The organism is Anaerobiospirillum sp. NML120449 (assembly GCF_023051105.1).
GTDB lineage: Bacteria > Pseudomonadota > Gammaproteobacteria > Enterobacterales > Succinivibrionaceae > Anaerobiospirillum.
On the sequence record NZ_JALKIL010000002.1, the window covers coordinates 51,176 to 76,335 of the forward strand.

Annotated in this window: 15 protein-coding genes, 2 tRNA genes and 1 pseudogene; 7 read left to right on the top strand and 11 right to left on the bottom strand. The window is 53.6% G+C overall.

Features of this window, described 5'->3' with window-relative positions:
• Positions 1-557 precede the first annotated feature (557 nt).
• Both MXE41_RS00975 and MXE41_RS00980 read left to right on the top strand, forming a co-directional pair.
• Entirely contained in the window at positions 558-1,730 is a 1,173-nt protein-coding gene (locus MXE41_RS00975) for an MFS transporter (protein WP_246977002.1), read from the top strand.
• 345 nt (positions 1,731-2,075) lie between these two features.
• On the top strand, positions 2,076-3,293 hold the full coding sequence (locus tag MXE41_RS00980; RefSeq protein WP_247099048.1) for an MFS transporter: 1,218 nt from the start codon (positions 2,076-2,078) through the stop codon (positions 3,291-3,293).
• 355 nt (positions 3,294-3,648) lie between these two features.
• On the opposite strand, the gene MXE41_RS00985 is transcribed toward MXE41_RS00980, so the two are convergent.
• The 4 genes from MXE41_RS00985 to MXE41_RS01000 all read right to left on the bottom strand — a co-directional run bounded on the left by MXE41_RS00985 (position 3,649) and on the right by MXE41_RS01000 (position 5,930).
• Positions 3,649-3,724: transfer RNA gene (locus tag MXE41_RS00985), tRNA-Asn, on the bottom strand.
• A 29-nt stretch (positions 3,725-3,753) separates the two neighbouring features.
• Positions 3,754-3,829: transfer RNA gene (locus MXE41_RS00990), tRNA-Asn, on the bottom strand.
• A gap of 277 nt (positions 3,830-4,106) precedes the next feature.
• On the bottom strand, positions 4,107-5,054 hold the full coding sequence (gene rapZ / locus MXE41_RS00995) for an RNase adapter RapZ (RefSeq protein WP_246977006.1): 948 nt from the start codon (positions 5,052-5,054) through the stop codon (positions 4,107-4,109).
• Positions 5,055-5,360: 306 nt separating this feature from the next.
• A complete protein-coding gene (locus MXE41_RS01000; RefSeq protein ID WP_246977008.1) occupies positions 5,361-5,930 on the bottom strand; it encodes a PTS sugar transporter subunit IIA in 570 nt (189 codons plus the stop codon).
• Positions 5,931-6,589: 659 nt separating this feature from the next.
• Here MXE41_RS01000 and MXE41_RS01005 point away from each other — a divergent pair.
• Positions 6,590-7,615, top strand: coding sequence for a hypothetical protein (locus MXE41_RS01005; protein ID WP_247099049.1), 1,026 nt, complete (start codon positions 6,590-6,592; stop codon positions 7,613-7,615).
• Positions 7,616-7,627: 12 nt separating this feature from the next.
• On the top strand, positions 7,628-8,875 hold the full coding sequence (locus tag MXE41_RS01010) for a hypothetical protein (RefSeq protein WP_247099050.1): 1,248 nt from the start codon (positions 7,628-7,630) through the stop codon (positions 8,873-8,875).
• A gap of 527 nt (positions 8,876-9,402) precedes the next feature.
• On the opposite strand, the pseudogene rpoH reads toward MXE41_RS01010, so the two are convergent.
• From rpoH to MXE41_RS01040, 6 genes and pseudogenes are all read right to left on the bottom strand, one after another.
• Positions 9,403-10,257 (bottom strand): annotated as a pseudogene (gene rpoH / locus MXE41_RS01015) (RNA polymerase sigma factor RpoH); the annotation flags it as partial.
• Between the two features lie 1,843 nt (positions 10,258-12,100).
• Positions 12,101-14,026 carry an ATP-binding cassette domain-containing protein gene (locus tag MXE41_RS01020; protein ID WP_247099051.1) on the bottom strand — a complete coding sequence of 642 codons (1,926 nt, stop codon included), beginning with the start codon at positions 14,024-14,026 and terminating at the stop codon, positions 12,101-12,103.
• Positions 14,026-16,047 (bottom strand): thiol reductant ABC exporter subunit CydD, encoded by a 2,022-nt coding sequence (gene cydD, locus MXE41_RS01025; protein ID WP_348647403.1) that lies wholly within the window; start codon positions 16,045-16,047, stop codon positions 14,026-14,028. Before cydD ends, MXE41_RS01020 begins: the two co-directional genes overlap by 1 nt.
• Before the next feature lie 212 nt (positions 16,048-16,259).
• Positions 16,260-17,402 (bottom strand): cytochrome d ubiquinol oxidase subunit II, encoded by a 1,143-nt coding sequence (gene cydB, locus MXE41_RS01030; RefSeq protein WP_246977019.1) that lies wholly within the window; start codon positions 17,400-17,402, stop codon positions 16,260-16,262.
• On the bottom strand, positions 17,392-19,092 hold the full coding sequence (locus MXE41_RS01035) for a cytochrome ubiquinol oxidase subunit I (protein WP_246977021.1): 1,701 nt from the start codon (positions 19,090-19,092) through the stop codon (positions 17,392-17,394). Before MXE41_RS01035 ends, cydB begins: the two co-directional genes overlap by 11 nt.
• Positions 19,093-19,482: 390 nt before the next feature.
• A complete protein-coding gene (locus MXE41_RS01040) occupies positions 19,483-19,731 on the bottom strand; it encodes a hypothetical protein (RefSeq protein WP_247073751.1) in 249 nt (82 codons plus the stop codon).
• A gap of 541 nt (positions 19,732-20,272) precedes the next feature.
• Here MXE41_RS01040 and MXE41_RS01045 point away from each other — a divergent pair.
• The 3 genes from MXE41_RS01045 to MXE41_RS01055 all read left to right on the top strand — a co-directional run bounded on the left by MXE41_RS01045 (position 20,273) and on the right by MXE41_RS01055 (position 22,612).
• Entirely contained in the window at positions 20,273-20,824 is a 552-nt protein-coding gene (locus MXE41_RS01045; RefSeq protein WP_246977023.1) for a MotA/TolQ/ExbB proton channel family protein, read from the top strand.
• Between the two features lie 388 nt (positions 20,825-21,212).
• A complete protein-coding gene (locus MXE41_RS01050) occupies positions 21,213-21,734 on the top strand; it encodes a biopolymer transporter ExbD (RefSeq protein ID WP_247099053.1) in 522 nt (173 codons plus the stop codon).
• Entirely contained in the window at positions 21,734-22,612 is an 879-nt protein-coding gene (locus tag MXE41_RS01055) for a TonB family protein (protein ID WP_247099054.1), read from the top strand. The genes MXE41_RS01050 and MXE41_RS01055 overlap by 1 nt, the downstream gene beginning before the upstream one ends.
• A 379-nt stretch (positions 22,613-22,991) precedes the next feature.
• Here the strand turns inward: MXE41_RS01055 and MXE41_RS01060 are convergent, their stop codons facing one another.
• Complete coding sequence (locus MXE41_RS01060) at positions 22,992-25,079, bottom strand: TonB-dependent receptor (RefSeq protein ID WP_247099055.1); 2,088 nt, start codon at positions 25,077-25,079, stop codon at positions 22,992-22,994.
• Positions 25,080-25,160: the final 81 nt, after the last annotated feature.

Consider the following 25,160-nt stretch of genomic DNA (forward strand, 5'->3'; position numbering starts at 1 on the left):
CTTTCAGGACGGTCTCAGATACTCCCGTTACCGATGTCTGCGGTGATGAGACTGACCACAGTTTCCCAGCCGGGAAATCCGGGAACTATCCCGGACCAGCAAAAAGTCATCCTTATACACAGCAGGAGGCCCCGCCTCCTGATATTCGAGGAAAGAACCCGCCGCAGGCGGGTTTTTTCGTTTCTGCCCACCATCTAAAACTCAGGTCCCTCCCGCGCCGACAGCCCAGCCCGCGCCTGTGCCTGAGCCAGAGCTCCTCCGCCAGCATGCACTGCCCCTTCGAGCGGCGAGCGGCGACTGCCATAATACTCATAGCCTGCCTGGCTCGCACAGCCCCGTCACATCAGCTGCCCCATTTTTACGCCTGCACAGTCCGTTACCTGATGCGTAAGGGGGCATCCATGCCCACGAATAAAGCGTCATTGAAAGGTATGATAAGCGCTATGGATTATTGTCCATTTTGCTGTTAGTCTAGGCATCCTGAAAACAGGTACCTGCCGTATTTTCTGCGGATTTTCAAACTATGCTTCATAAGGGCTGCCGCCCGAGAGGTCATCATGAGTCAGACAGCTCGTCTTTTGCTGATTATTGGACTGTTCTGGTTTACCCAATACGTATATGTGCCTTATACCACCCCTTTCCTGCTGGCACAGAAGATAAGCGCTGATTTTGTAGGTCTGGTGGTAGGCTTTTATGGTGCCGTTCCTTTCTTTACCCGCATCTTTGTAGGCATATTCTCTGACAGAATAGGCGTCTACAAGCCCATGATTATTACCGGCTGCGCCTCAGCAGCTCTGGCGTCTATGATCCGTCTGTACATGCCTACAGGCGAGGGCTTCCTCATTGCCAATATCATTTCCGGTTTCTCATCTTCCATGTGGATGTGCTTTATCCTCTTCCATACCAAGATGCTGACCTCGGAAAATCTCCAGCGCGGCATGGGTTATGTGCTGGCTGCCTGTAACAGCGGTATTTTGCTGGGCTTTCTGGCCTCAGCCGCCCTTTATCAGGACTATGGCATGTTCCTCATGTGCCTGCTCTCCGTATGCGGCGGCACTGCAGCTACTGTCCTTGCCCTTACCCTGAAAGAGCATCATGACACTTCCATCAGCGTACCAAGGATAAGCGATCTGCTTCATGTAGCATGGAACAGAAGACTGTGGTTCTTTTCCGTCATAGGCATGATCCAGCAGGGCATTCTGATGGGCACGGCCATGTCCTTTTCCAATGAGGTGGCTCACTCTCTGGGAGCCTCAGCCTGGCAGATAGGCATTATGACCATGACCATGACGGCAAGCTACACAGCCTCATGCTTTATGTCCTCAACCCACTTTGCCATCAGAATCGGACCTGGCATACTCATGACCGCCTCCCAGCTTTGTATGGCGCTGTACTGCGTGCTGATGGTATCGCTTGATAATGTCTATGCCCTCATCCCTGTCCAGCTGCTGCTGGGCACTACAGGCGGCTTTGTGTTCTCCTGGTGTTCATCTGAGGCCTTAAGCCAGATTGAAAGCTACCGACGCTCCACAGCCCTTGGTATCTTCCAGTCCATGTTTGCCATTGGCATGACAGGCGTACCTATTGTGGCCGGCTACCTCTTTGCCAAAACATCCTCACTTGATACGGCCTTCTTCTTCCAGTCTGTCCTGGCCGTAGGCGGTGCCATTGCCACAGCTGTCTACTACATGCGCCGCCGCCACCTGCGCCGCAAAGGGGCCGCCGTCTGACAGACGCCGGTGCCAGCTCACCACAGGCATCAGCCACGCCTGCGCCTGCGCACCCTGTCGTCAGCCTCACCAGCTCACTGCAGCGTCAGCCGCACTTGAGCCCCTGTCATCAGCTGCGCCTGCACCAGGGCGTGCTGCTGCCTGGCCTGTTACTGTCAGTAACAGGCCGGAGCACCGTCACGTTTACATCCTCCCTTATGGCATGCGGCCCTGAGCCCGGCCTGACCATTGTGGCTATTGCCGGCAAGGGATCCTGGTGCTCCCATGCCTTCCATGCCGCCCTCTGATGCTCACTGTCATCCTCTGAGCCTGCTGCGGATACTGTCCTCTGATCTGGGAGTTCCAATGAGTCAGAACACCAAATTGCTGATAATCATCGCCCTGTTCTGGTTTGCCCAGTACATTTATGTGCCTAATACCGCACCATATCTGCTGGCCCAGAAAGTAACTGCCGATTTCGTAGGCATTATTGTGGGTATCTACGGCGGCGTGCAGATGAGTCTGCGCTTTCCTATGGGCATGCTGGCTGACTGGCTGGGCCGTCACAAGCTTATTATTGTGGCCGGCTGCGCCTTCTCTGGCAGCGCCTCTCTGGTTCGTATTATGGAAAGCACCGGCAATGGCTTTCTTATTGCCAATGTACTCTCGGGCGTGGCTTCATCGCTATGGGTCAGCTTTATGCTTCTGAGCACCAAATACGTCAGCCCTGAGCGCATGCAGACTCAGATAGGATATCTCTTTGCAGCCAATAACTTTGGCATCATGCTGGCCTTTATTACCTCAGCTGTGGCTTTTGAAAGCATGGGCATGGATTTTTTGTGCTGGTGCTCGGCCATTTCCGGCGGTCTTGGTGTACTGCTCTCCCTTACTCTAAAGGAAGATGATCCTGCCTGTGCTCACCTTAAGAAGCCTGATGAACAGAAGGTACGCCCACCGGTAAAAGACCTGCTGATGGTGGCAGCACGCAAGCGCATCTGGTTCTTTGCCTTTCTGGCCTCCATTCAGCAGGGCGTAACCATGACCACCATCATGTCTTTTTCCAATGAGGCAGCCCTGCGTATTGGCGGTACCTCCTATGAAATGGGCGTTATGACCATTGTCTTTATTCTTATGAATGTGGTCTCAAGCTACTACTCAGGCAAACCTCCCTTTACCCGTATCTCTCAGGGTTTCATGGTAAGTTCGGCTCTGGCTCTGCTGGGACTTTACTGCTTCCTGTCCGTGATAGTGACCCACATTTACCTGCTCATCATCATTCAGGTCTTTTTGGGCTGGAGCTTTGGCTTTGTGTTCTCCATAGCCACCAGCGAGGCCATTGTCGGTGTAGAGCAGTATCGCCGATCCTCGGCCATAGGCCTGTTCCAGGCTCTGTTTGCAGCGGGCATGACCGCTATCCCTGTCATTGCCGGACGCATTATCGAACTTGATGGCGGAGACCTCAAAAACGCTTTCTTCTTCCAGGGCTGGCTGTGTCTGGTCGGTTTTATCGCCACCGTTATTTTCTACTGGTACCAGCGCCGCAGCCACTTCAAAGAGGCCCAAAGCTCAGACACAGCATCCTGATGCCAGGCCAGCCATCATCTGCCCCGGCGCAGCTGGCCGGGACAGCAGGCCTTGCCAGACCTGGCTGCCGCCATACGCAGCGGTCGGCACAGGCAGCGGTCGCCACGCGCAGCGGCCGGCCATAAGGCCGGATTCAGCACGTGAGCACGGGGAGCCTGGGCTTAGTGTAAAGACAATGGGCACAATAAGGCATATCCCGGACTTGCGGGCAGAAAGACTTTGATGGGGAAAGGGAGTGCAAAGCAGGTGGCTTATGGGTAGGATGGGGATGGCCTCATGATGGGGCCTGTTTTATTTTTGCAGGGCGCAAAAACAAAAAAATCAGCTCGAGGCTGATTATCAGATGGGGTTATTTTGGCTCCTCCTACTGGACTTGAACCAGCGACATACGGATTAACAGTCCGCCGTTCTACCGACTGAACTAAGGAGGAACTCCAAAATAAAAAGTGCTTTGTTTGTTTGGCTCCTCCTACTGGACTTGAACCAGCGACATACGGATTAACAGTCCGCCGTTCTACCGACTGAACTAAGGAGGAACTTCATCAAACAAATTGCCTGCAAACACCTTAGTGCCTGAAAGCGATGCACATTTTACAGTCGACTCCCCATGCTGTCAACACTAAAATCCAATTTTTTTTAATTTTTGGTTAAATCCATGCTCAAAGCCCGTAACTGCGCGCTTTTTGCCCATATGCATTGCGCTCATCCGGTGGCAGAGATCCTGAAAGCGCTGGCAAAGGAAGCTGCGGTTCCGGGGCTGCCCATGCTATTCAGGGCAACAGCCCCCATGCAGTGGAGCCGGGGCTGCCCATGCTACTCAGGGCAACAGCCGCCATGCAGTGGAGCCTGACCGTCAAGGGAACAGCTGGCGTCATCATCAACTGTGTAGCTGCTGGTGATGTTCAGGGAGCGGTGGCGCACCTGTACGCTGATGCCACGACTGTGGAAACGCTCAGCCAGCAGCTGGGCGATAAATACTGAGCGGTGGCAGCCACCGGTGCATCCTATGGAGACGGTAAGGTAGCTGCGGTTGCTCGACTCGATATCACGAAGCCATGAGGCAATAAGATTCTCTATCTGATCGGCATAGGCAGCCACTGAATCATAGCGGGCAAAGAAGTCTTTGACCGGCTGATCAAGGCCGGTGTAATTGCGCAGCTCCTTTTCCCAGTAAGGGTTAGGCAGGAAGCGGGCATCAAAAACGAAGTCAGCATCACGGGCAATGCCGTTTTTAAAGCCAAAGGATTCAAAGACCATGACCAGACGGCGCTGAGGGGATCCGGAAATGGCTGTTACCACCTCACGGGTTAAATCATGGACGGAAAGAGTTGAGGTATCGATGCGCAGATCAGCGTAGCCGCTTAAAGATGACAGACGGGTACGCTCGAGCACAATGGCTTCACTGAGGGAAAGTGAGTTTTTGGACAGAGGGTGCAGACGGCGGGTCTCAGAGTAGCGCTTGACCAGAACCTCATCGTCGGCATCGCAGTAAATTACTGTGGACTTGATGCCATGGTCTATCTTGATGGCGCCAATAATGTCATCCAGATAGCCGTCGTCCTCAGGGATATTGCGGATATCAATGGACACAGCCAGACGCGGGTAGCGATCAGGGGCTATGGCAGTAAGCTCCTTTAAAAAGACCACAGGAAGATTATCGATGCAGTAATAACCAAGGTCTTCAAGAGCCCTTAATGCCACAGTCTTTCCTGAGCCCGAACGGCCGGAAATAATAACCAGTCTGACCTTTGTCCCCTTCATAATCAGTACCTCATGTTTCTAACTGATATCTATTGTATGCGCGCCTGGTTAATTAGAGGTTATATGCCCCACACTGTAAGTTAAAAAAGCGATCTGCCCCAAAATAGCCAGCCCTGCCTGCCCCACTGCAGCCCGCCCCACTGCAGCTCACCCAGGCAGTACCGGCCGGCAGGAAACAGCTGCACCGGCTTACCGATGGGCCATACCGGCCAGTATTTCCGCTGCGACCGCAGCCAGGGCAGCTGGAGCAGCTGCTGCAGCCACAGCTGTTGATGTGGCTGTAGCGGCGACTGTGCCAGCCTGGCGTCAGTTGTTAATGGCATCAGAAATAAACTGCATGATCACATTGGTGGCACTTGATGGAGCGGAGGACTGCTTTTCGGCCACACTGTCCTTGAGCTCCTGATAGAGCAGGGAATCGAGCTTCTGCATCATCAGCATCAGTTTGGCATTGTCCTGCCAGACACGGCGTATGGAGTTGGCAAGCTCGGTATTGTTCAGCTCCTTGCTGACAAGGCGCAGCATCTGCTCCACTGTTTCATAGTCATCTTTGGGAGAGATGAAAAAGGCCAGAGCCATGTCCACACCCATATAGTCTGTATCCACAGGGTTATAGGACACCTCGTCGTGCAAAATGGTCAGTACCATCAAAGAGCTTTCGAGATCTTCGACCACAGCATGAGGAATGCTGATACCACGGGCACAGACAGTTGATCCCATGGCCTCACGCTCATTGAGAGCCTTGAGCAGAACATTGGGACTGATATCAGTAATGGTTGATACCATGGAGCAAATCTCCTCAAACAGCCTTTTACGGGAAAAGCAGGTCAGAGGAGAGAGCAGCCAGGTAGTCGGAAGGATCTTGAATTGAGCCATAAATACGCCCGGTTAATACGCAGATAAAAAGCCTGGCGCCGCAGAGCCTCAGGCATGACAGGCAAGTGCGGCACAGCTGCGGTCATTATACTATGCACCCCGGCTCCACGGCGCCTTGCGCCAGACTCCAAAACTGCAAGGCTCCCCGGCGCTCTTGCGCCCGGCTCCACTCTGGCAGGAGCCAGGCGTCAGGACGTGACGGCGTCTGCGGCCTCAGGGGCATTGAGGATGGGGAAGCCTGCTCATAGTGCCGGGGTACGGGATTTTGTGAAGCAGTCTGCATCCTGCAGTGCGCAAATGGCGTTCTTATGGGCCATGTACATTGCTATCTGATACAATCAGGTCACATGCCATATCAAAAACTTCAAGTCAGACTGCCCGGACTGAGCTGCATGGAAGACATTCAGGCAGCCATGCCGTCCCCGGCCGCATAAGCAACGCTGCCCTTACCTCCTGTACTGCAGGTCCCTTAAGACTGGGCACCTGTGGCTGTACAGTTAAATGCTGTTCAGTGCAGTGCAGATCAGTGCAGCTACAGCAGCGGCCGATATCAGCACATGCTACCGGTCTGACCAGGCACCCCAGGCCTGAGCCTGCTTTGTGATGCCACCCTCAGTAAAGTCACAGCCTCTGCAGCTGTGGCCAGTGAAAGACACAGTATGACCAGCTCCCTAAATAAACCAGCTATTTATCAGGTACTGCAGCCTTACTACAAGAGCATGGAAAGCCATGCTATTGACAGTATGTCTGCGGTCAATGACCTCATTGCCAGGTATGCCCAGGACAGCGAAGTACTCAATGTACTAAGGGCCCGCTCCTCAAGCCTGTCCGATCTCAACTCCCTTCTGGAAAAAGACAATGCCGACGTTGTAAACAGCTTCGTGGCCCTTGAGCTTTTCCACCTTGCTCTGGCCCGTCCGCTGGCCATGGCACTGCTGCGCGACTGCAAGGACAGTGCAGCACTGCTAGGTGAGCTGCCTGAGCTTGAGCGCATCAGCCTCAAGAGCTTTGATCCTGATACTCTGGCTCTGGGCTTTTCCATGCTTCTGTCCCAGAGTTATGGCCGCACTGTTTCTTTACCTTCAGGAACTACCGAAAATGTTCTTGATATGGACTGTGACGCCATCACTGAGCTGATGATGAGCCGCAGCACTTTCAAAAAGTACACTGCCATGGTCTCCACTCCGGCCATGTTAAAGAGCACCTTAACAAGCGAATTTATTGCCTCCCATGCCCAGAAAGTAACTGTGCGCAAGGGTGTTATCGCTCCATCACGCTCTCTTATTTACTTTGATGCCCAGGGCCAGGCATGGGCCAACCGCATACCTCAGGGAGCTGCAAGCAATGATTTCTATCTTGCAGAAACCCTGGCTGAGCACCTTGCCACAGGCAAGAGCCAGATGGTCAAGTTAACCCTCAATGATATGGTGGCCGCTCAGCTCAACCTGTCTCAGACTCATAAGGTTCTGCGCCGTCAGTATCACACTGTGGCCCTTACCATTCCAAAGTCCCTGGACAAGTATCAGGGTCCACAGAATTTCAGCACCGACAGTGTTTTTGATGTCTGTGACTCACTGTTACAGGTACTGACCTCATTTAAAGAACGCAACCGCAATTTCAAACACATCAGTGTTCAGTTTGAATCAGCCCTGCCGGCAGCCCTTGTGCTCATTATTCACTCATAACGGGATCTCAAAATGTCTGTTAATTTCCTTTCCCACCAGAACCTTACCTTAAGCAGGCTGCTCGCCGGTGAGTACGATCAGGCAACTCTTGCTGACATTGTCCGCAACAGCCCTTATTTTGATGAGCAGTGGTACAGCCGCGAATATCCTGAGATTCAGTACAACGATGATGGCTGCCCTGATGCTGCCTTCCACTACACTCACTACGGTTTCAAGGAATCCCGCCTGCCAGGTCTGATGTTTGATGGCAACCGCTACAGTGAATACCACCAGCTCAAGGATGTAAATCCGCTGCTGCACTATCTGGCCAGTGGCACTCCTGGCGACTACCGCTGCCATGAGCGCGAGCAGAGCATTCTGGTACGTCTCAATGACGGCCTTGAGATCACCTCAGGCGAGCGTGCCCTGATCCTCGAGCAGAGCTATCGCAATACCACTGGTCGCTGCCTCAACCTGTGCCAAATGCCAGGCAGCCTGAGCGAGAAAATCCTTGCTCTGCGCACCTGGGGCATGGATAAGTGGGAAAGCTGTTCAGACCTGCTCAACAAGAGCACTCTGCACGCCACTCTGCGTGAAAAGTATGGCTTTACCGAGGCTCAGGCCCCAGTTCCTGCAGCTGTAGTTGCACGCGCCTCTGACATTGATGATCAGATGTGGATGGGCCTGCCTGAGTCCTTCTACATGACCTGCAATGGCGCCTACGGCACCAACGTCAATGTCATGGACAAGAAGGTGGTAAACCGTGTTGATCTGATCCGTATCATGGCTGATCTGCAGGTTCGTGCCACATCACGTCAGGTGATGGACAAGCTCTCATCAAGCCGCGTCATGGAGCCATCCATCATCATCTACAGCCACGAGGGCAACCTCAATGCTCCTGTACATCAGGATGTAAACACCATTGGCGTACTGTGCCTCAATGGCAGGACTACTCTGCTCATTCACTACGGTTCAGGCCGCACCATCAATCTGCTCGATCCTGACTACAAACTGCTGTCCTCGGTCATGACAGCTGACAATGGCAGCCAGCACAAGGTAGCCCAGGACCTGACCCGTCCTGAGTGCCTCGATGAGATCAAGAGCAAGGCTGAGCTGATGAGCAAAAATGCTCCTTGCCTGCTCATTGAATTTGTCTGCCGTGGCAGCGAGTTCTCCTGCCGTGAAGTTCTGCCTGATCTGGACAAGGGCACCTTTACCCTGAGCAACGACCAGGATCTGCGTCTTGGCGCCACCTGGGACATCAGCAGCTGGCTTAAGTAACCAGCCAACAGTCAGCGCCGGCGTCAACGATGGCGCCGCTGACTGACCTGCAGCCCGGGCACCGGGCGCAGGCTGCCGCCTGGCAATATGGCCAGGCGGTAGCCAGGCCCCAAAAAAGAACCCCGATGCGCATCTGCGTATCGGGGTTCTTTTTATTCACGGCTGTCGGTGCTGCGATTATCACTGTCAGCGGCACTGCGGGAGCCGGATACGGCGCTTTCGGCCTTGCGGGTGCTTCGGACTGTGCCTGCAGCTGCTGTCGCAGCGGCTGCGGTGCTGCCCTTTTTGCGACCACGCTTTTTAGGAGTATGGCTTTCGCTTTGAGCTGCAGCGGTGGCTGCAGTACGAGTGCTGCGCAGCGGCAGAGCCTTGAGGCGCGCCGAGGCGCCCTTGCCCTCAGCACTCTTTTTGACGGCTGTGCGGGTACGCTTTGCAGCTACGGCACGTCCTTTGGACTCCTTGCCTGAGCGGTTTTCCAGAGCCAGAGTGGCCTGATCGTCATTGACGCCCTCGTTTAGCAGTATGGCCTTGACCTTGTTCATGGCATTGGACTCAAGCTGGCGCACACGTTCAATAGATACGCCCAGCTCACGGGAGAGCTCCTGCAAAGTGGCCTTGTTCTCATCCAGCCAGCGGCGCTTGATGATATGACGGGAGCGCGAATCCAGAGATTCCATGGCCTCACGTAATTTCTTGATCTCCCAGGCAGCGTAATTGCTGTTTTCAAACTTCTGAGCGAAGTTGGAGTCTTCATCCTCAAGATAGGATGAAGGAGAAAGGGTAACGGCTACGCCTTTGTCGCTGCTGTCGCCCTCATCAAGATCAAAGCCCACATCGGTACCTGACAGACGGGCCTCCATTTCAGCCACATCACTTTCAGATACACCAAGGCCTTCAGCCAGCTCATGACGCTCACTTTCAGAAAGCCAGCCCAGACGCTTCTTGCTCTTGCGCAGATTGAAAAAGAGCTTGCGCTGAGCCTTGGTGGTAGCCACTTTGACCACACGCCAGTTACGGATTACATAGTCGAAGATCTCAGCCTTAATCCAGCTCGAGGCAAAGGCAGCAAGACCACGGCCCACATCAGGATCGTAGTTCTTCACGGCCTTCATAAGGCCGATATTGCCCTCCTGAATCAGATCGGCAAGCGGCAGGCCGTAGCCGGTGAACTTGCGCGCTACGCTTACTACAAAGCGCAGATGGGAGGTCACCAGCTGACGGGCTGCATCAACATCACCAAACTCACGCAGACGGCGGGCAAGGTTACGCTCCTCCTCTTCGGTGAGCATAGGCACCATATTGGCAGCCCTGATAAAGGCACCAATATTACCGGCTGAGCGTGCTACTGCTGTTGAATGAGAGCGGCGGCGTCCTGCAGACAGGTCAGATGCAGATGAGCCATCATGGGCATCGGCGCTGTCCATGGCAGAGCCATAGCCATCATCTTCGTCCTCATCACCCTGATCGTCCTCACGCACATAGTGCATGCCCGACAGGCCGCTGTCATCGCCATCATCATCAAAGTCTGCAAAGGCTCCCAGATAATCTGAGTCCTCATCATCCTCATCATCATGAGGAGCATTACGACGACGCTCATTGATGTCACGAATCTGCTTGAGAACATCAAGACCGCTGGCAAGCGACTCAACATCCACTCCCTCAAAGAGCTCATGACCACGTCTGTCTCCATGAGCCCCGGAAGCAGCTGAAGCTGAGGACGATGCCCCTGCTGCCCCGGCTTCCCGCACCGCAGCCTCAGAGCTGCCTGCTATCCTGCCACCTGGGGCAGGCAGGGCCGGGGCCGCACCGGCACCAGCCCCGGCAGGGGCCGGCAGCGCTGCAGCTGACCTGCGACCTGCCGATCTTCCCGCACGCTCTGTATGGCCACTGGCTGTGGTGACAGTTAGAGCCCGTGAGGTTGATGCCGGCACCAGGGCTGTACCTGATGCCACAGTCTGCGCAGCAGGCACGGCGCCAGCTGCGCCAGCCGCTGCAGTACCGGAAGCTGCTGCACCTGCCCCAGGCGCGCCATCACTGTCGTCGCTGACCTCGATAACCTGAGCCTGACTTGCTACGGTGCGAGGCTTTTTAAGCGCACTTGAGTAGGCTGCAGTACCAAACTGCTCGGTAAAACTTTCATTGAGCCTGTCCTTGATGCGCTCGGCCTCATTGACTTCAATGGTACGGCCATAATCATCAAGGGTAATGTCAGATCCGCTGGCAAAGTGCTCGCTGTCAAAGACAGAAGGATTGATGTCAGCGCCTCTGTCCTCATCATCAACCACCTGAGCATCAATCACACGGGCGGCCTTGCCCTTGGACTTTACAGACAGATGCGACAGCTCATCGCTGCTCAGCGCCGCTGCCGCCGCAGAATCCACAGCACCAGAGACAACAGCCTCAGAATCTACAGCCTCCGAGTCCACCGCCTCTGGATCCACTGCCCCTGACTCTACAGCATGAGCGTCCAGAACCTCAGGGTCTGCAGAGTTTATGACCTGCGAGTCCACAGAGTCCAGAATCTCAGCCTCAGGAACAATAGCCTGGCGCTCATGGGCAGGCACATCGCTCACTGCAGTGGCAATGCTCCTTGAGACCTTACCTTTGGTCTGGTCTTGAGATGAGGACTGATGCAAGGAAGTTTTGGAACTGGCCATAATTGACTGTTAGCTGATGGAGGGGTGATCAGGTCACCCGTACCCGGCTGAACTGAGCCGGACAAGCAGATAAACCCGTCCTGTAAATCAGGATTACTCAGATAAATACATACATACTGCATGCACGCCGACCGCACGGCCGGCACGGCCGTGGCGGGCACTGCGCGCGGCATGCGCGCGGCAGTCCGTTGTGCTGCCGTACGTCGGGCAACAACGGAAAGCACCGGGCGGGGCCGGGCAACTCCTGACATTCAAAGCGCTTTGTAAAGCATATGAAGCCAGTGCAGGTGCCGGATCCCAGGTTATGTAATTACCGGTAAGCAACAATGAAACAATTCTCTGCGCTGACAGTCACTATCGGCTGCAGCTCAAAGCTCAGGGTAAGTAAGACAGGGGAAACAGATGCAGAAAAAGGGAGGACAGTCAGAGCTTTTCCGTGCAAATGGCAGGGCGTTGTCTGATCTGAAGCGGCTGCAGGTGCCTGGCACCTGCAGTACTGATTTAATACTGCCCCTGGCATGCCCGCGCATCAAAGCGCAGACATGCCATGATAGCACACCAGTGGCGGCTACAGGGTCAGCAGATGATCGGCAAGACGGGTACCGGCCTGCTTGTGGGTAATGATGATAACACCCTTGCGCATGCTCTGAATGCGCTCGATGATGCGCAGCTCCTGCTCTTCATCAAGGCCCTCACCAGGCTCATCCAGAACCAGGAAACGGCCATTGTGAATACAGGCTGGCTGCACAGTGGTGCTGCCATCAGAGGCGGTAATGGTATGACATACTCCCTGAGCAGCGGCAGCTGCCTGACCGGCTGGAGAGTCAGCCGGAACAGCAGCAGGACCTGACACCGGTACGGCAGTAAAGCCGGCTGCCACCAGGGCACGGGCCATACACAGGCGGCGGGCCTGACCACCTGATATGGTAAGACCGGTGCTGCCCAGCCATTCATCAAGACCGCCCGGCAGCTCCTCAATCAGAGAGTCGAGCTCTACTGTAGTCAGTACAGCCATGACCTCATCACGGGTGACATCAGGACGGATCTGACGGAAGGTCTCAAATACAGTGCCTGAGAACAGGGAGATGTCCTGCAGAGCTACGGCAAAGGAGGCGCGGATATCACGGGCTGGCATGGAGGCATAGCTGCGTCCGTTTAACATAAGCTCTCCCTTCTGAGGGTACAGAAGTGAGGTCATGAGCAGCACCATGGTGCTCTTGCCACGGCCTGATGGTGCCTTGATTACATAATTTTCATCACTGCCAAAAGAGCAGGAGAAATCATTGAGCACCTGCAGATACTGACCGTCACTGAGCTCATAGTGGAAAGACACATCCCTGAGCTCAACACGGTTGACCTGACCTGCCTGAGCTGCAGCATTAATATCAGCCTTTACCGAGCTCTGCTCGGCAAGAGAGCTGAAACGGGCAAGCAAACCACCACGGGCAGCTGCAGCTGCTGAGGAGCTTGAGTAATTGTCCTCTTCCTCCCTGATAACAGCCACCATATTAGGATTGATATCAGCATTGTCCCTGGTGATATGCAGCAGGGAACCCACACGCTCAGCTGAGTGAGTGACATAAGGCAGATTGAGGAAGGCAGCGCTCAGCGGCACCAGTACCTCATAAGTTGCCATGGCACCTACGGAGAGCATCATCATCTGAGCAGATGACATCTGACCTGCAACCACCAGCGGTACGCACTGAATGAGCAGCAGGAACAGAGTAAGCTCGGCAAAGGCCATGAGAAAGACCTGAGAGAGCTGATCGTAGAAAATGATGCGGGCACGGGCGCGGGCCAGATCCTGAGCAGTATTGAGGAAGCGTACGGCACGCTCTACATGCTTGCCCAGCAGCACAAGGTCAAAGAAGCCATGAATGAAATCACTCATGTCATCATTTAACTTTACGGCCAGCTCACTTTGCTGCACGGAGTAGTCACGGGCCATGATGGTAAGCACATAAGGCACGATGACACCGGCCAGAATCATCAGAGCCAGAGCAGTAAAGGCCATTAAAGGAGAGAAAGCCAGCAGTACGCCGCCTGCAACCAGGCCCATCAGTGCAGCTACAGTGAAAGGAACGAACTGACGGACATAGATCATCTCCAGACGCTCCAGATCAGACTGCATACGTCTTTGCAGATCCGAGCTCTTGAGCTTGAGAGCATCCTCAATTCTCAGATCGAGGGCACGCTCAAAAAGGAAGACACGCAGATAGGCAATCAGTCTGAAAGTAGCATCATGAGTGTAATAGCGCTCAGCATAGCGCAGCAGTGTGCGTGATACCGCCAGAAGACGGATCAGGGCAGACGGGATGAAGATGTTGAGCACCACATCATAAAAGCCGCACACAGCCATGGCACTTAAGAACCAGGTGGCCGTACTCATCAGAGCAATGGATGAGAAAGTGGCGATGAAGGACATGAATACGCCAAACATCGCACCATAAAGCTCTTTGCGGATCAGGCCGACAAAATGCCAGTATTGAGCCATCAGCGGGCCTCCTTGCTGTCATGGTCCTGTGCACCCTCACCAGCAGCCACGGCCCCACAGGCAGCGTCGCTCACGCCGGCATGAGCCGCCACTGCAGCTGCGGCTGCATCCGGCGCGGCCGTTGCGGCCGAGGCGTCGGCCGAGGCAGCAGCTGGCGCGGCGGCCTCAGAATCGCCCTGAGGGTCGCGGGCTGACGGCGTGACCTTGATGACACGGTCAGCAAAGGCAATGAGCTCACGACGGTGAGCCACCACAATCACGGTCTTTTCACGGCCAATATGCTTAAGGGCAGCAAGGAAGCGGTTTTCGCTGTCGCGGTCCAGGCTGGCTGTAGGCTCATCGAGCAACAGTACGGCGCTGTCATGAAGCATGGCGCGCGCAAGGGCAATAAGACGGGTCTCACCACCTGAAATACCACGGTTCTGATCGCCTACATGATGATCAAGGCCGTCGGCAAAGCGGCTGAGCAGTTCACCTGCACCAACCAGAGCAAGAGCCTGTTTGAGCAGCTCGTCGTCGGCATCAGGCGCAGCCATTTTCAGGTTGTCGCGCAGGGTGCCATAAAACAGATTTGGCAGCTGAGGAATATAGGAGACACGGGCCATCAGGGTCAGCAGATCCTGGCGGCTGCAGCTGTGGCCATTGACCACAATCTCACCGGCACTGGCCTCGGTAAAGGCAGCAATGGACTGCAAAATGGTACTCTTACCGGCACCGGACGGCCCCACCAGAGCTGTTACCTCTCCGGCATGAAATTCAGAGGAAAACCCGCTGACACCAATACGGCCATTAGGATAAGTAGCCTCAAAATCGTGAAATTCAATATTAATTGGTCCGCGCATCCACTCAGGCCAGGCATCAGGGCTGCTTACAGCAGCACCGTCGCCTGCAGCTGTGGCGCCGTCGCCAGCGGCACTGCTGGTACCGTCGCCAGCAGCGCTGCTGGTGCCGGTGGCTCCAGAGCTGCCAGTGGCCTCTGATGCATGTCTGGCTGCTTCACGCTGCTCACGTGATGGCAGGGAATCAGGGAAAATATCGCGCTCGGAGAGCAGGTCCAAAAGACCAGTCATGGCTCCCATAGCGCGCATACGGGCATGGTAGGTAAAGCCCAGCTGTCTTAATGGCAGGAAGAACTCAGGTGCCAGAAGCAGCACAAAGAGGGCACGGGTATAGTCAAAGCCGTGCTCGTAAACGGCAAAGCCCAGGGTAATGGCACAGAAGGCGATACCGCAGGTAGCAAAGAACTCAAGCACCAGAGCAGAAAGGAAGGCAATACGCAGGACCTGCATGGTCTCAACGCGCCAGCGCTTGGTCAGACGGGCGATCTTTTCGATTTCGCCACGCTCAATATTGAAGAGCTTGATAATGGAGAGCTTGTCCAGCGCTTCCTGGAAACGTACTGCAAGACGGGTGATCTGCTTCCACTGTCTCTGATTGAGACGCTCGGCACCCTTGCCAATGGCAATCATGAAAAAAGGGATGAGAGGGGCCATGCAGAATAAAATGCCGGCCGAACCTGGCGACACTACTGCTACGGCGATAAGGCAGATCATCGGTATGACCATGGCATAGCGCATGGTCACGAGGAAGGAGCTGAAGTAAGGCATGATGTCATCAATAGCATCGACAAAAAGAGTGCTCAGCGATGACTTTACGGCAAAGGACAGGGGACCGACGCGCAGGAGTTTACGAACCAGCTCCTCACGGACGGCACCTTCAACTGTATAGGAAATTCGGGAGATTACTCTGGCTATGATAAGACGCATGACAAAGCGTCCGGCCAGAGGCACCAGGGCATATGGTGCAAGATGGAGATAAGAGCTGTCCTGGCTTACAACAAAGGGAGCGAAGCTCAAACAGACAGCTGCATAAAAGGCGCACAAAAAAATTGCATCCACCAGTGTCAGTAACATCAGCAGATGCAATAGGCCTTTGGCTCGGCGGCCCCAGCTCTTAAGCTGAGCTGAGGAGGCCTTCAATTTAGTTGAAGTAGCGATTTTAGAACCAATCCCAAAGATCAAATAAATAGCACACAGCCAGAATCAGGCCGCATACACCTAATAATCCTAAAATCCAAGCAAGATAAATCATCTTTACTCCTTTAACCTTGTTCCCCCGGCGGGTTTTAACAGGGCCCGGACGCAAATCCGGGCCATGAATTACACCTTGAAGTGAGGTGCCCCGGCGACATGCTTATGTCGCATACCGTGGGTAAAGGGGTAATTTGGTCTGATTAGTAATGACCGGTGTTGCCATCCTTCTCAGATACACGGTTCCACATTCTCTTATAAGCCCAGAAAGTATAGGACAGGGCAATAGGAACGAAGATGATAACAGTGTAGAACATTACCTGTAAGGTAAAGTGAGAAGATGAAGCGTCCCAGATGGTCAGTGAAGACTCAGGCATTACGCTGGAAGGCATAACGAATGGGAACATGGCAATAGCAGCGGTGGTGATAACCAGGGCGATAGCCAGGGAGTTGTAGATAATGCCCTTAACAGCATTACCACTGCCACCACAGATACCGGCCTTGATCATGCAGAACATGGCGCCGAGTGGAACCAGAACCAGGATCCATACAGACTTGTAGTTCTCGAACAGACCGTGTGGTACTACCTCAACCTTCTTCTCGGTGATGGCGTGGAAAGAACCTTCCGGAGCCAGTTCGATCAGACGGTAGCCATCGAAGGTGTAAGCCCATAAGCCGGCAATGACGTACAGAACGAGGGTAACCAGAGCAAGCTTTAAGGTCAGACCGCGTACACGGTTGCCGATCTCATCAACAGTACGTAACTGAATCCAGAGGGCACCCTGAGTTAACAGCATGGTGACGCCTACCAGACCGCACAGTATGGAGAATGGATCGAGCAGAGGTAACAGAGCGGTTAAGAATACGCCGTCATAGTGCCAGCGAACATTCTCGTCAGCCCAGAAAGGCAGACCCTGTAAGAGGTTACCGAAGGCAACGCCAAAAATTAACATAGGAACGAAAGAACCTACGGTTAAGGCGATGTCCCACTTCTTGTACCAGCTCTCATCATCGTTGTGGTTACGGTAATCGAAGGCCAGTGGACGGAGCCAGATGGCGAACAGAACCAGTAACATGCCCCAGTACAGACCGGAGAATGATGCAGCATAAACCTCAGGCCAGGCAGCAAAGATGGCACCACCGGCGGTGATTAACCATACCTGATTGCCGTCCCAGTGAGGGGAAATGGTGCTGATAATGGCACCACGCTCTTTGGAGTTCTTGCCCACTTTGAAAAGCAGGGCAGATACGGCCATATCCATGCCGTTAGTCAGCGCAAAGCCAATGAGCAGAACGCCTACTAACAGCCACCAGATGACCTGCAGAGTATCATAATCAAACAGCATTTACGGCACCTCCCTTAGCAGAATCGGCCTTGGCCTCTTCTTCGGATGCAACAGCAGTAGCAGCTGGAGCCAGGGCAGCAGCATGAGCTGGTGCAGCTTCAGCAGGAGTACCGCCCTGAGGCCCCTGTGGAGGGAGTGGAGGATAGCCCTTGCCGTCCTCTTCTGGCTCAGTGATTTCCGGGCCCTTCTTGATGGCATTGATCATCAGCTTCATCTCGATTACGAGGAAGATGGTGTAAATGCCAATGAAGCAGAGTAAGGAAATACCTACATCAACTGGAGACAGTGATGAAGTTGCCAGGTAGGTAGGAAGAACATCCTGAATGGCCCATGGCTGACGACCGTACTCGGCGAGGATCCAGCCGGCTTCGCAGCAGATGAATGGTAATGGGATGGCCATAACAAGAATCTTCAGGAGCTTAGGACGTGCCTGCAGATCACCCTTGTAAATGAGGTAGTAACCTGCGCCAACACACAGTAAGCCCAGGATGCTGACGATACCTAACATGACACGGAAGGAGAGGTAAGGAATCAGAACTGATGGAACACTGTTACGTGCAGCAGCCTTGATCTCTTCCTCAGTAGGATTTAATGGATCCTGAGCGTGCTGAACAAGCAGCAGACCATAGCCAAGGTCATCCTGGTGAGCCTTGAATACAGCCATGTTCTCGTCAGTAACTTCACCGCCACGCATTGCAGTTAAAGCACGGTTGGCAATGATACCGTTACGGACGCGGAGCTCGTTTTCAGCAACAATCTGACGCAGACCCTTAACTTCGGTGTCGAATGAGTGGGTAGCAATCAGACCTAATAAGGCTGGAATCTTGATGGAAACATAGTTATCCATCTCATCCTCATTAGGAATTGCAAATAAGGACCAGCCTGCTGGTGGTTCCTCAGTGTGGAATTCGGCTTCCATGGCAGCAAGCTTTGCTGGCTGGTGCTTGGTGATTAATAAAGCACTCATGTCACCAGATAAGCCGGAACCGCCCATGGCGCACAGAGCGAACAGCAGACCAATGGTCATGGAGCGCTTGGCGAACTGGAAGTTCTTTCTCTGCAGCATTAAGAATGCAGATACACCGACTACGAAAATACCACCAGTGGTGTAACCGGCAGTTACGGTGTGCAGGAACTTGGCCTGAGCAACATCGGAGAAGATTAATCCCCAGAAGTCAGTCATTTCCATACGCATTCTCTCAGGAGAGAACTGTGCGAACTCTGGGTACTGCATCCAGCCGTTGGCAATTAAAATCCACATGGCGGACAGGTTTGAACCCAGTGCGGTTAAGAAGGTGATCAGAAGGTGAGTTGGCTTGGAGAAGCGATTCCAGCCAGTGAACATCAGACCAATGAAGGTTGACTCAAGGAAGAATGCCATTAAGCCTTCGATAGCTAATGGAGCACCGAAGATATCACCAACGTAGTGAGAGTAATTGGACCAGTTAGTACCGAACTCGAACTCGAGTGTAATACCGGTGGCTACACCGATCGCAAAGTTAATACCGAAAAGCTTACCCCAGAACTTTGCCATGTCACGGTATATGACACGTCCTGTGGCCACATAGACCAGCTCCATAATGAAGACCAGCCATGAGATACCAAGAGTAAGCGGAACGAAAAGAAAGTGGTATAAAGACGTGGCAGCAAATTGCCAACGTGATAATTCCACCATTAGTTCGTTTACCATGGAAGACCCCTATGAAAGTACCCACGAGAATACTGAACACCTGCGGTTTTTTCCCATTCATGAAAAAACAGCAGGAGCGTGAAGTTAAATAGTACTCCGCTGCACCTCGCTTGTTAAGTTGAGGCCGCATTATATGCTATTCACGTCACTATCTCTGTGATTATCATCGAACAATGAGAATCTCAACATATCTATATATCGCGGCCCCCTGATTAATGAAAGCCTCAAAATATGCGATATCCTGGCCTTTCGACCGGCCATTTGAATCTCACTAAACGACAGTTATCGCAAAAAAATATCACATTTTCCATCTTGTACAATCTGAAAATGCATTTACGTAGCATAATCTGGCCATTTTTCAGCCGCGTAAAGGCAATTTAGTTCATTAATTTATTTTATAAATTCTCTTAATAATACCCTTCCAAAAGTACCGGTTTCCCTTCTGAGGTCCAGGCGCTCTTTCCCATAAATAAGCCATTTATCTGCACCACTGCCGGGAGCAACATAAATACAGTCTTCAATACCAGCACCATTAAGAGAACTTTTTGCGTGAGCATGTCCATAAGATGACAATGTGCTCAGGTGAAAATATGGCGCAAGTATGGCTTTACAGGTAAAATTATCACCCGGCAAATCCAACGAGGTCAGGCTGTATTGATACGGGACAGACAGGCTTGATTCCTGTCAGAGCAGCCACCATCAGCCATAGCGCTTAATTGCCAGCATCAGCCATAGCGCTTAACTGCCAGCATCTGGCAGCTGCGCCGGCACAGTCCCTCAAAATTCACCCCCTGCCCTGAAAACAGCCCCCATCCTGAAAATATCAGACATTCAGGCTCTGCCTCACAGCTCTGCCACCATACGGGCCAGCAGCCGTGCAGCAAAGATAAAAAGCAGGGAAGATGGGGCAGAAAGCAGGTCGCCGCCCAGACTCACGTACAGCATGCGGACAAGGGCAAGGCCACATCTCCCGACGGCCCGGCTTGCCGGGCCTCAGGCCAGAACGACATCATTACAGCTGTACTGCGCAACAGCAGCTCTACAGCAAAGACAAAAACAGATAAGCGACAGCTTTACACCATAGTCCCTCTTTCAGGATCTGAACTCCACCCTCAGTCACTGCAGGCCCATACAGAAGCTGCAGACAATATCTGAGCAGCTGTGTATACCGGTTAACATCATGATCAATTTCTTCCATCAGGTAGGCTACTCAGGCCTTGCCATTCTTTTTATCGGCCTGGTCGGTCTTTTCATGGCCATTCGCGGCACTGTACTGGTTATCCTGGTAAGAAATCAGGGACTGTCAGAGCACTCCATTTCACGCCAGATCATCACCACAGTAAAAGAGTCTGAAGAGCACAGTGTTAACAGCAGCTCCGAGGGCGACCACTGTCCAAACCGTGAGCTCATCATCAACACCCTGATGCAGGTACAGCTCAAGGGCATCTACTCTTCCATGTATTTCCTGAAACTCTGTGCTGCTGTAGGCCCGCTTCTTGGCCTGCTGGGAACAGTGCTGGGCATGGTCGATGTATTCTCCACCCTCTCCGAACGCTCCATGCCTGATCCAAGCATGCTTGCAGGCGGCATCTGGGAGGCCCTGCTCACCACGGTTATGGGCCTTACTCTGGCCATTCCGGCCCTGATTGTTCACTACTATCTGCTCATGAACCTCAGAGGCATGCGCAATCAGATTAACCTTGCCATCAGCAATATCCATATTCACGAATAATCCCAGGATCTGAAAGAGGGGCAGACAGGACATCACACATCACAAGACTCCTGTCCCATAACCTGCACCGCCCCGGGCTAGGCCCGGTCAATAGCCACAGGCATGGGGCATGGGGCCATAGCCTCGCTCAATAAGCCAGGCCCCACGCCCCAGCATCCCGGCTCAAGGAGCCCGGTGCCTGCAGCCAGACGCCACAAGCCCAGATAAATGCCGACAGCCCCGGGGCTGCAGCCGCCATGCCCCTGACAGGCCTTCAAACAGAAATAAACCAGGTATCAGTACCAGTCCTGGACAATTTGCCGGACAGCAGCCCATGACCACTCAGTGACTAACCTGCTGATGCAGCCTGCGGGCTGCTACCGAATCCATTCCAATGCGGAGCTCATTAATGTCAGATTTAGATGACGATCTTAATGTCGACCTCACCCCACTGATTGACGTCATTTTCATGCTGGTGATCTTCTTCATCATGACCATGAGCTTCACCCTGCCTGTTATTGACTTCAATCTCCCTCAGTCAAGCACTGCTCAGGCCGAGCAGCGCGGCGCCACCATGCGCATAAGCGTGGACAGCAAAGGCAACTACAGTGTCAATGAGAAGATCTGCACTATTGATGAGCTCAATCACCTGGTAAAGGAGCGCATGGTTGAGAGCAACAAGAAGCACGAAGAGCTCAGCCTTGAGCTGGTTATCGACAGTCAGAGTCCTACCCAGTACCTTATTCACGTTGCCGATCTGGCCCGCGCCTATACCCAGGGCCGCCTGCTGGTGGTCAGTGAAAAGACTGACAGCAGCAGCATTGATCCGGCTGCAGCCGCTCAGGGAACAGCCGGGGCTGCTCCTGCAGCTTCGGCTGCTGATGGGGCTGACAGCGCAGCTGCTACAGGCAAGGCCGACGGGGAGCAATAATGCATCCTGATCTCATTGCCCGCACCTGCGGTTCGATCGGCGTCCTGGGAGTCCTGGTATACATTGGTGTACTTGGCACGCCCAAATTCATCATTACCCCTCAGCAGAATTTTGAGTCGGTAATGCTCAGCATTCAGGTCAACGATCGCCCGCCCGAAACCAGTGCCGGAATAGTCCCGCCTCCTCCTGAAGAGGAGCAGGTAAAGGAACCAGAGCCGGAGCCAGAGCCTGCAACGGTGGCTCACGAACCTGAACCGGTTAAGGAACAGCTGCCTGAACCTCCACCACCAGAACCGCCAGCCCCGGCTGAGCCTCCGGCACCGCCTCCACCTCCGGAAAAGCCGGCACCGGTAAAACAGGAACTAAAACCAAAACCTGAACCTCAAAAGCCTGAACCGGTCAAACAGCCAGAGCCCAAAAAGCAGCAGCCGGTCAAACAAAAACCTGAACCGACAAAACCAAAGGCTGAAAAACAGCCTGAGCGCCCAGCTCCGGTTAAACCGGCTCCGGCCCGTGAGGTCCCAAAGGCCGCAGGCCCTGTGGGCAGCCCGCCTCCTGCAGCTGCAGACAACTCCGCACAGGATGAGGCCAGCGCCCGACAGATCAATGCCCAGCTGGCATCGCTGCTGGTCAAGGAAATCCGCTCCAAGCTGCACTATCCGCGCAATGCAGTCAGACGCAAGCTTGAGGGTACGGTTATGGTGGAGTTCATAGTCAAAAACGGTGTAGTAGTTAACTTCAATATTGAAAAGAGCTCTGGACACCGCATTCTTGACGAGGCCGCATCAAAACTGGCCCGCAGCCTGATACGCTTCAACACCAGGCTCGACGCCATGAGCAACAGGGTGCTGATTCCAATCAAGTACGAGCTGCTCTGAAAAAGTAAAAAAGGCAGTAACAGATTGCTCTGTTACTGCCTTTTTTATTGATTTCATCAGGCTAATCCAGGGCCTGAAAGCCAGGCACTAAACCCGGCAAGGCCGGGCTTTATCCTGGCAGCCAGTTCGAGCACTGGCCAGCTCCTGCGCTGAACGACTCAGGCGGTGGCCGGCTCCAGGGCAGACCAGCTCAGGCGGCGGCCGGCTCCAGGGCAGACCAGCTCAGGCGGTGGCCGGCTCCAGGGCAGACCGCTCAGGCGGCGGCCGGCTCCGGCACTGACCAGCTCAGGCGGCGGCCAGCTCCGGCACTGACCAGTTACAGGCTGGACAGCGCCGGGCAGCAGCGCCCGGCTGACGCAGTGTCCTGATGCTGGTGAAATTAGAACTGGGCGCGTACACCGACGGATACGAAACGGCCTGGCTCGTGGATGAGCTGGTTGGTCTGGTATTCCTTGTCGAAGATGTTCTCAACGCTGCCATATAAGGTGAACTGATCCTCAGGACCGACACGGGTAGAAACGGTGAGGTTAGCAGTTACATAACCATCGTAGGTCATGCTGCTGAAGTAGCTGGTACCGCCGAGATCTTCGTCATCAGTGGTGGTAGCGAAGTTGGCGTAGCCGTCAATCTGGAACATCTCACCGTGGTAGCGCAGACCGGCGTTACCAAAGAAGTTTGGAGTACCGGTGTCCTTGGTGCTCTGAGAGCCAATCTCATACTCACGTACCATGTAAGTCATATTGGCATATGGCTCCCAGGTGTTGTTGATGAGGTAGGACAGGCCAACTTCAGAACCCCAGGTGGTGGCCTTGGCGATATTCTGGTAGGTGTAGGAAACACCTGTAGAGCCAGGTAAGCCTGCTGGCAGTCTTCTGGTCTCGATGTAGTTGTCGGATACAGTGTAGAACAGAGCCACATCAGCCATTAAGGCGCCATCATCCCATCTGAAGCCCAGCTCAAAGTTGTTGGACTTTTCAGGCTCAAGCTGAGGATTACCGTACTGCATCTCACCGGTTGCAGTGGTCAGGAAGAGTTCCTGAACAGTAGGAGCACGGAAGCCCTGAGACCAGTTCAGACGGAAAGCAGCATTATCAAATGGACGGTATACCAGACCGGCACTGCCTACCAGCTTGCTGAAGCTCTCGTCATTGTTGGTAATTGGTCGATTGATTACAGGACTGGAAGCACCATTGGTGGTGTGCTGCATGGTAAACATGGAGTTACCGGCAGTATTGTCAATGTAGTTGTAACGTAAACCTGTGTTGAGGGTCAGCTCATCGGTCAGATAGGTAGACAGCATTGCGTAAAGAGCATGGCTGGTCTGCTTGTAGTCATTGTCGTCCATGACGTACTTGCCCTTGTAGGCAGGACCCATGTTGACGTCAACATCGGAGAAGGAGCTCATCTTCTCAATACGGCCGTCATAACCGGTTACCAGATAGAACATGTCAGAGAGGCTCAGCTCCAGCTGCATGTTACCGCCAAGGCTCTTCTGCTCATTAAACACACCTACGTTGATACCACGGGTAGGGGTGGAGTAGAAGTCCTTGCTCATCTCCTGGTAGTAAACACTGGTCTCGAAAGCAGCAATGTAATCATTGATGTCGTGAGCCTTTAAGTAAACCTGATGCTTCTGACGATCCCACTTTGGAATCTCGCCACGGAAGGCAGAGTAGGAGCCCTTGACAGTGGTAGAGGTCTCAGAGCTGGAGTCGTAGTACTCACCTGCATAGCCAAGACGAACCTTGTCCATGATTTCGTAGCTGAAGTCACCATTGAAGCCGTGGGCGTCATAGGCTGTGTTTTCCAGTGGCTTGTGATCCTTGAGGTAGAGATCGCCGGCATTGGTGTTAAAAGCACCAAAGGCATACTGGAAACGATCGAGGGTACCGGTTAAGTTTGCGTATTCGGTGTAGCTGTTATTGGCACCAATAAAAGAAGCACCGCCATCAAAGGACAGAGGCTTTTCAGAGGCTTCCTTGGTAATAACGTTAACGATACCACCGATGGCGTCAGAACCGTACAGTACGGAGGCAGGGCCCTTGACTACTTCGATACGATCAATGAAGTAAGGGTTAATCAGCATTGGAGCGCCAGACTTGCTCTTCTGCTCGTCAATACGCTGACCGTCAACCATCAGCAGGGTACGCAGAGCGTTTTCACCACGAATGGTAATACGCTTGGTGCCAGGGGTACCGTCTGAGGTAAGACGCACACCGGTTGCAGAGCGCAGCATCTCAGGTACTGAGTCAGTGGTCAGGTTCTTTAATTCCTTTCCTGAAACAACGGCTACAGATGAATTTGTGTCTAACAGATCCTGAGAGGTACGGGCTGCAGTAACTACTACTGTCTCACCCTTGATGCGGGTCATGCCATCATCAGCATTGGCAGCAGCAAAGGAGGCTGGGGTTAATACGGCAGTCAGAGCAGCAGCCAGCAGGCTCTTATTCAGCTTGGAAGAAGTCATTGGAAACTCGCTTTATTTTTGAGTTTATTAAGGCATCAGATACTGTCTAAGTCTCACGCCCGGTCTGACCTTACAGCTGGC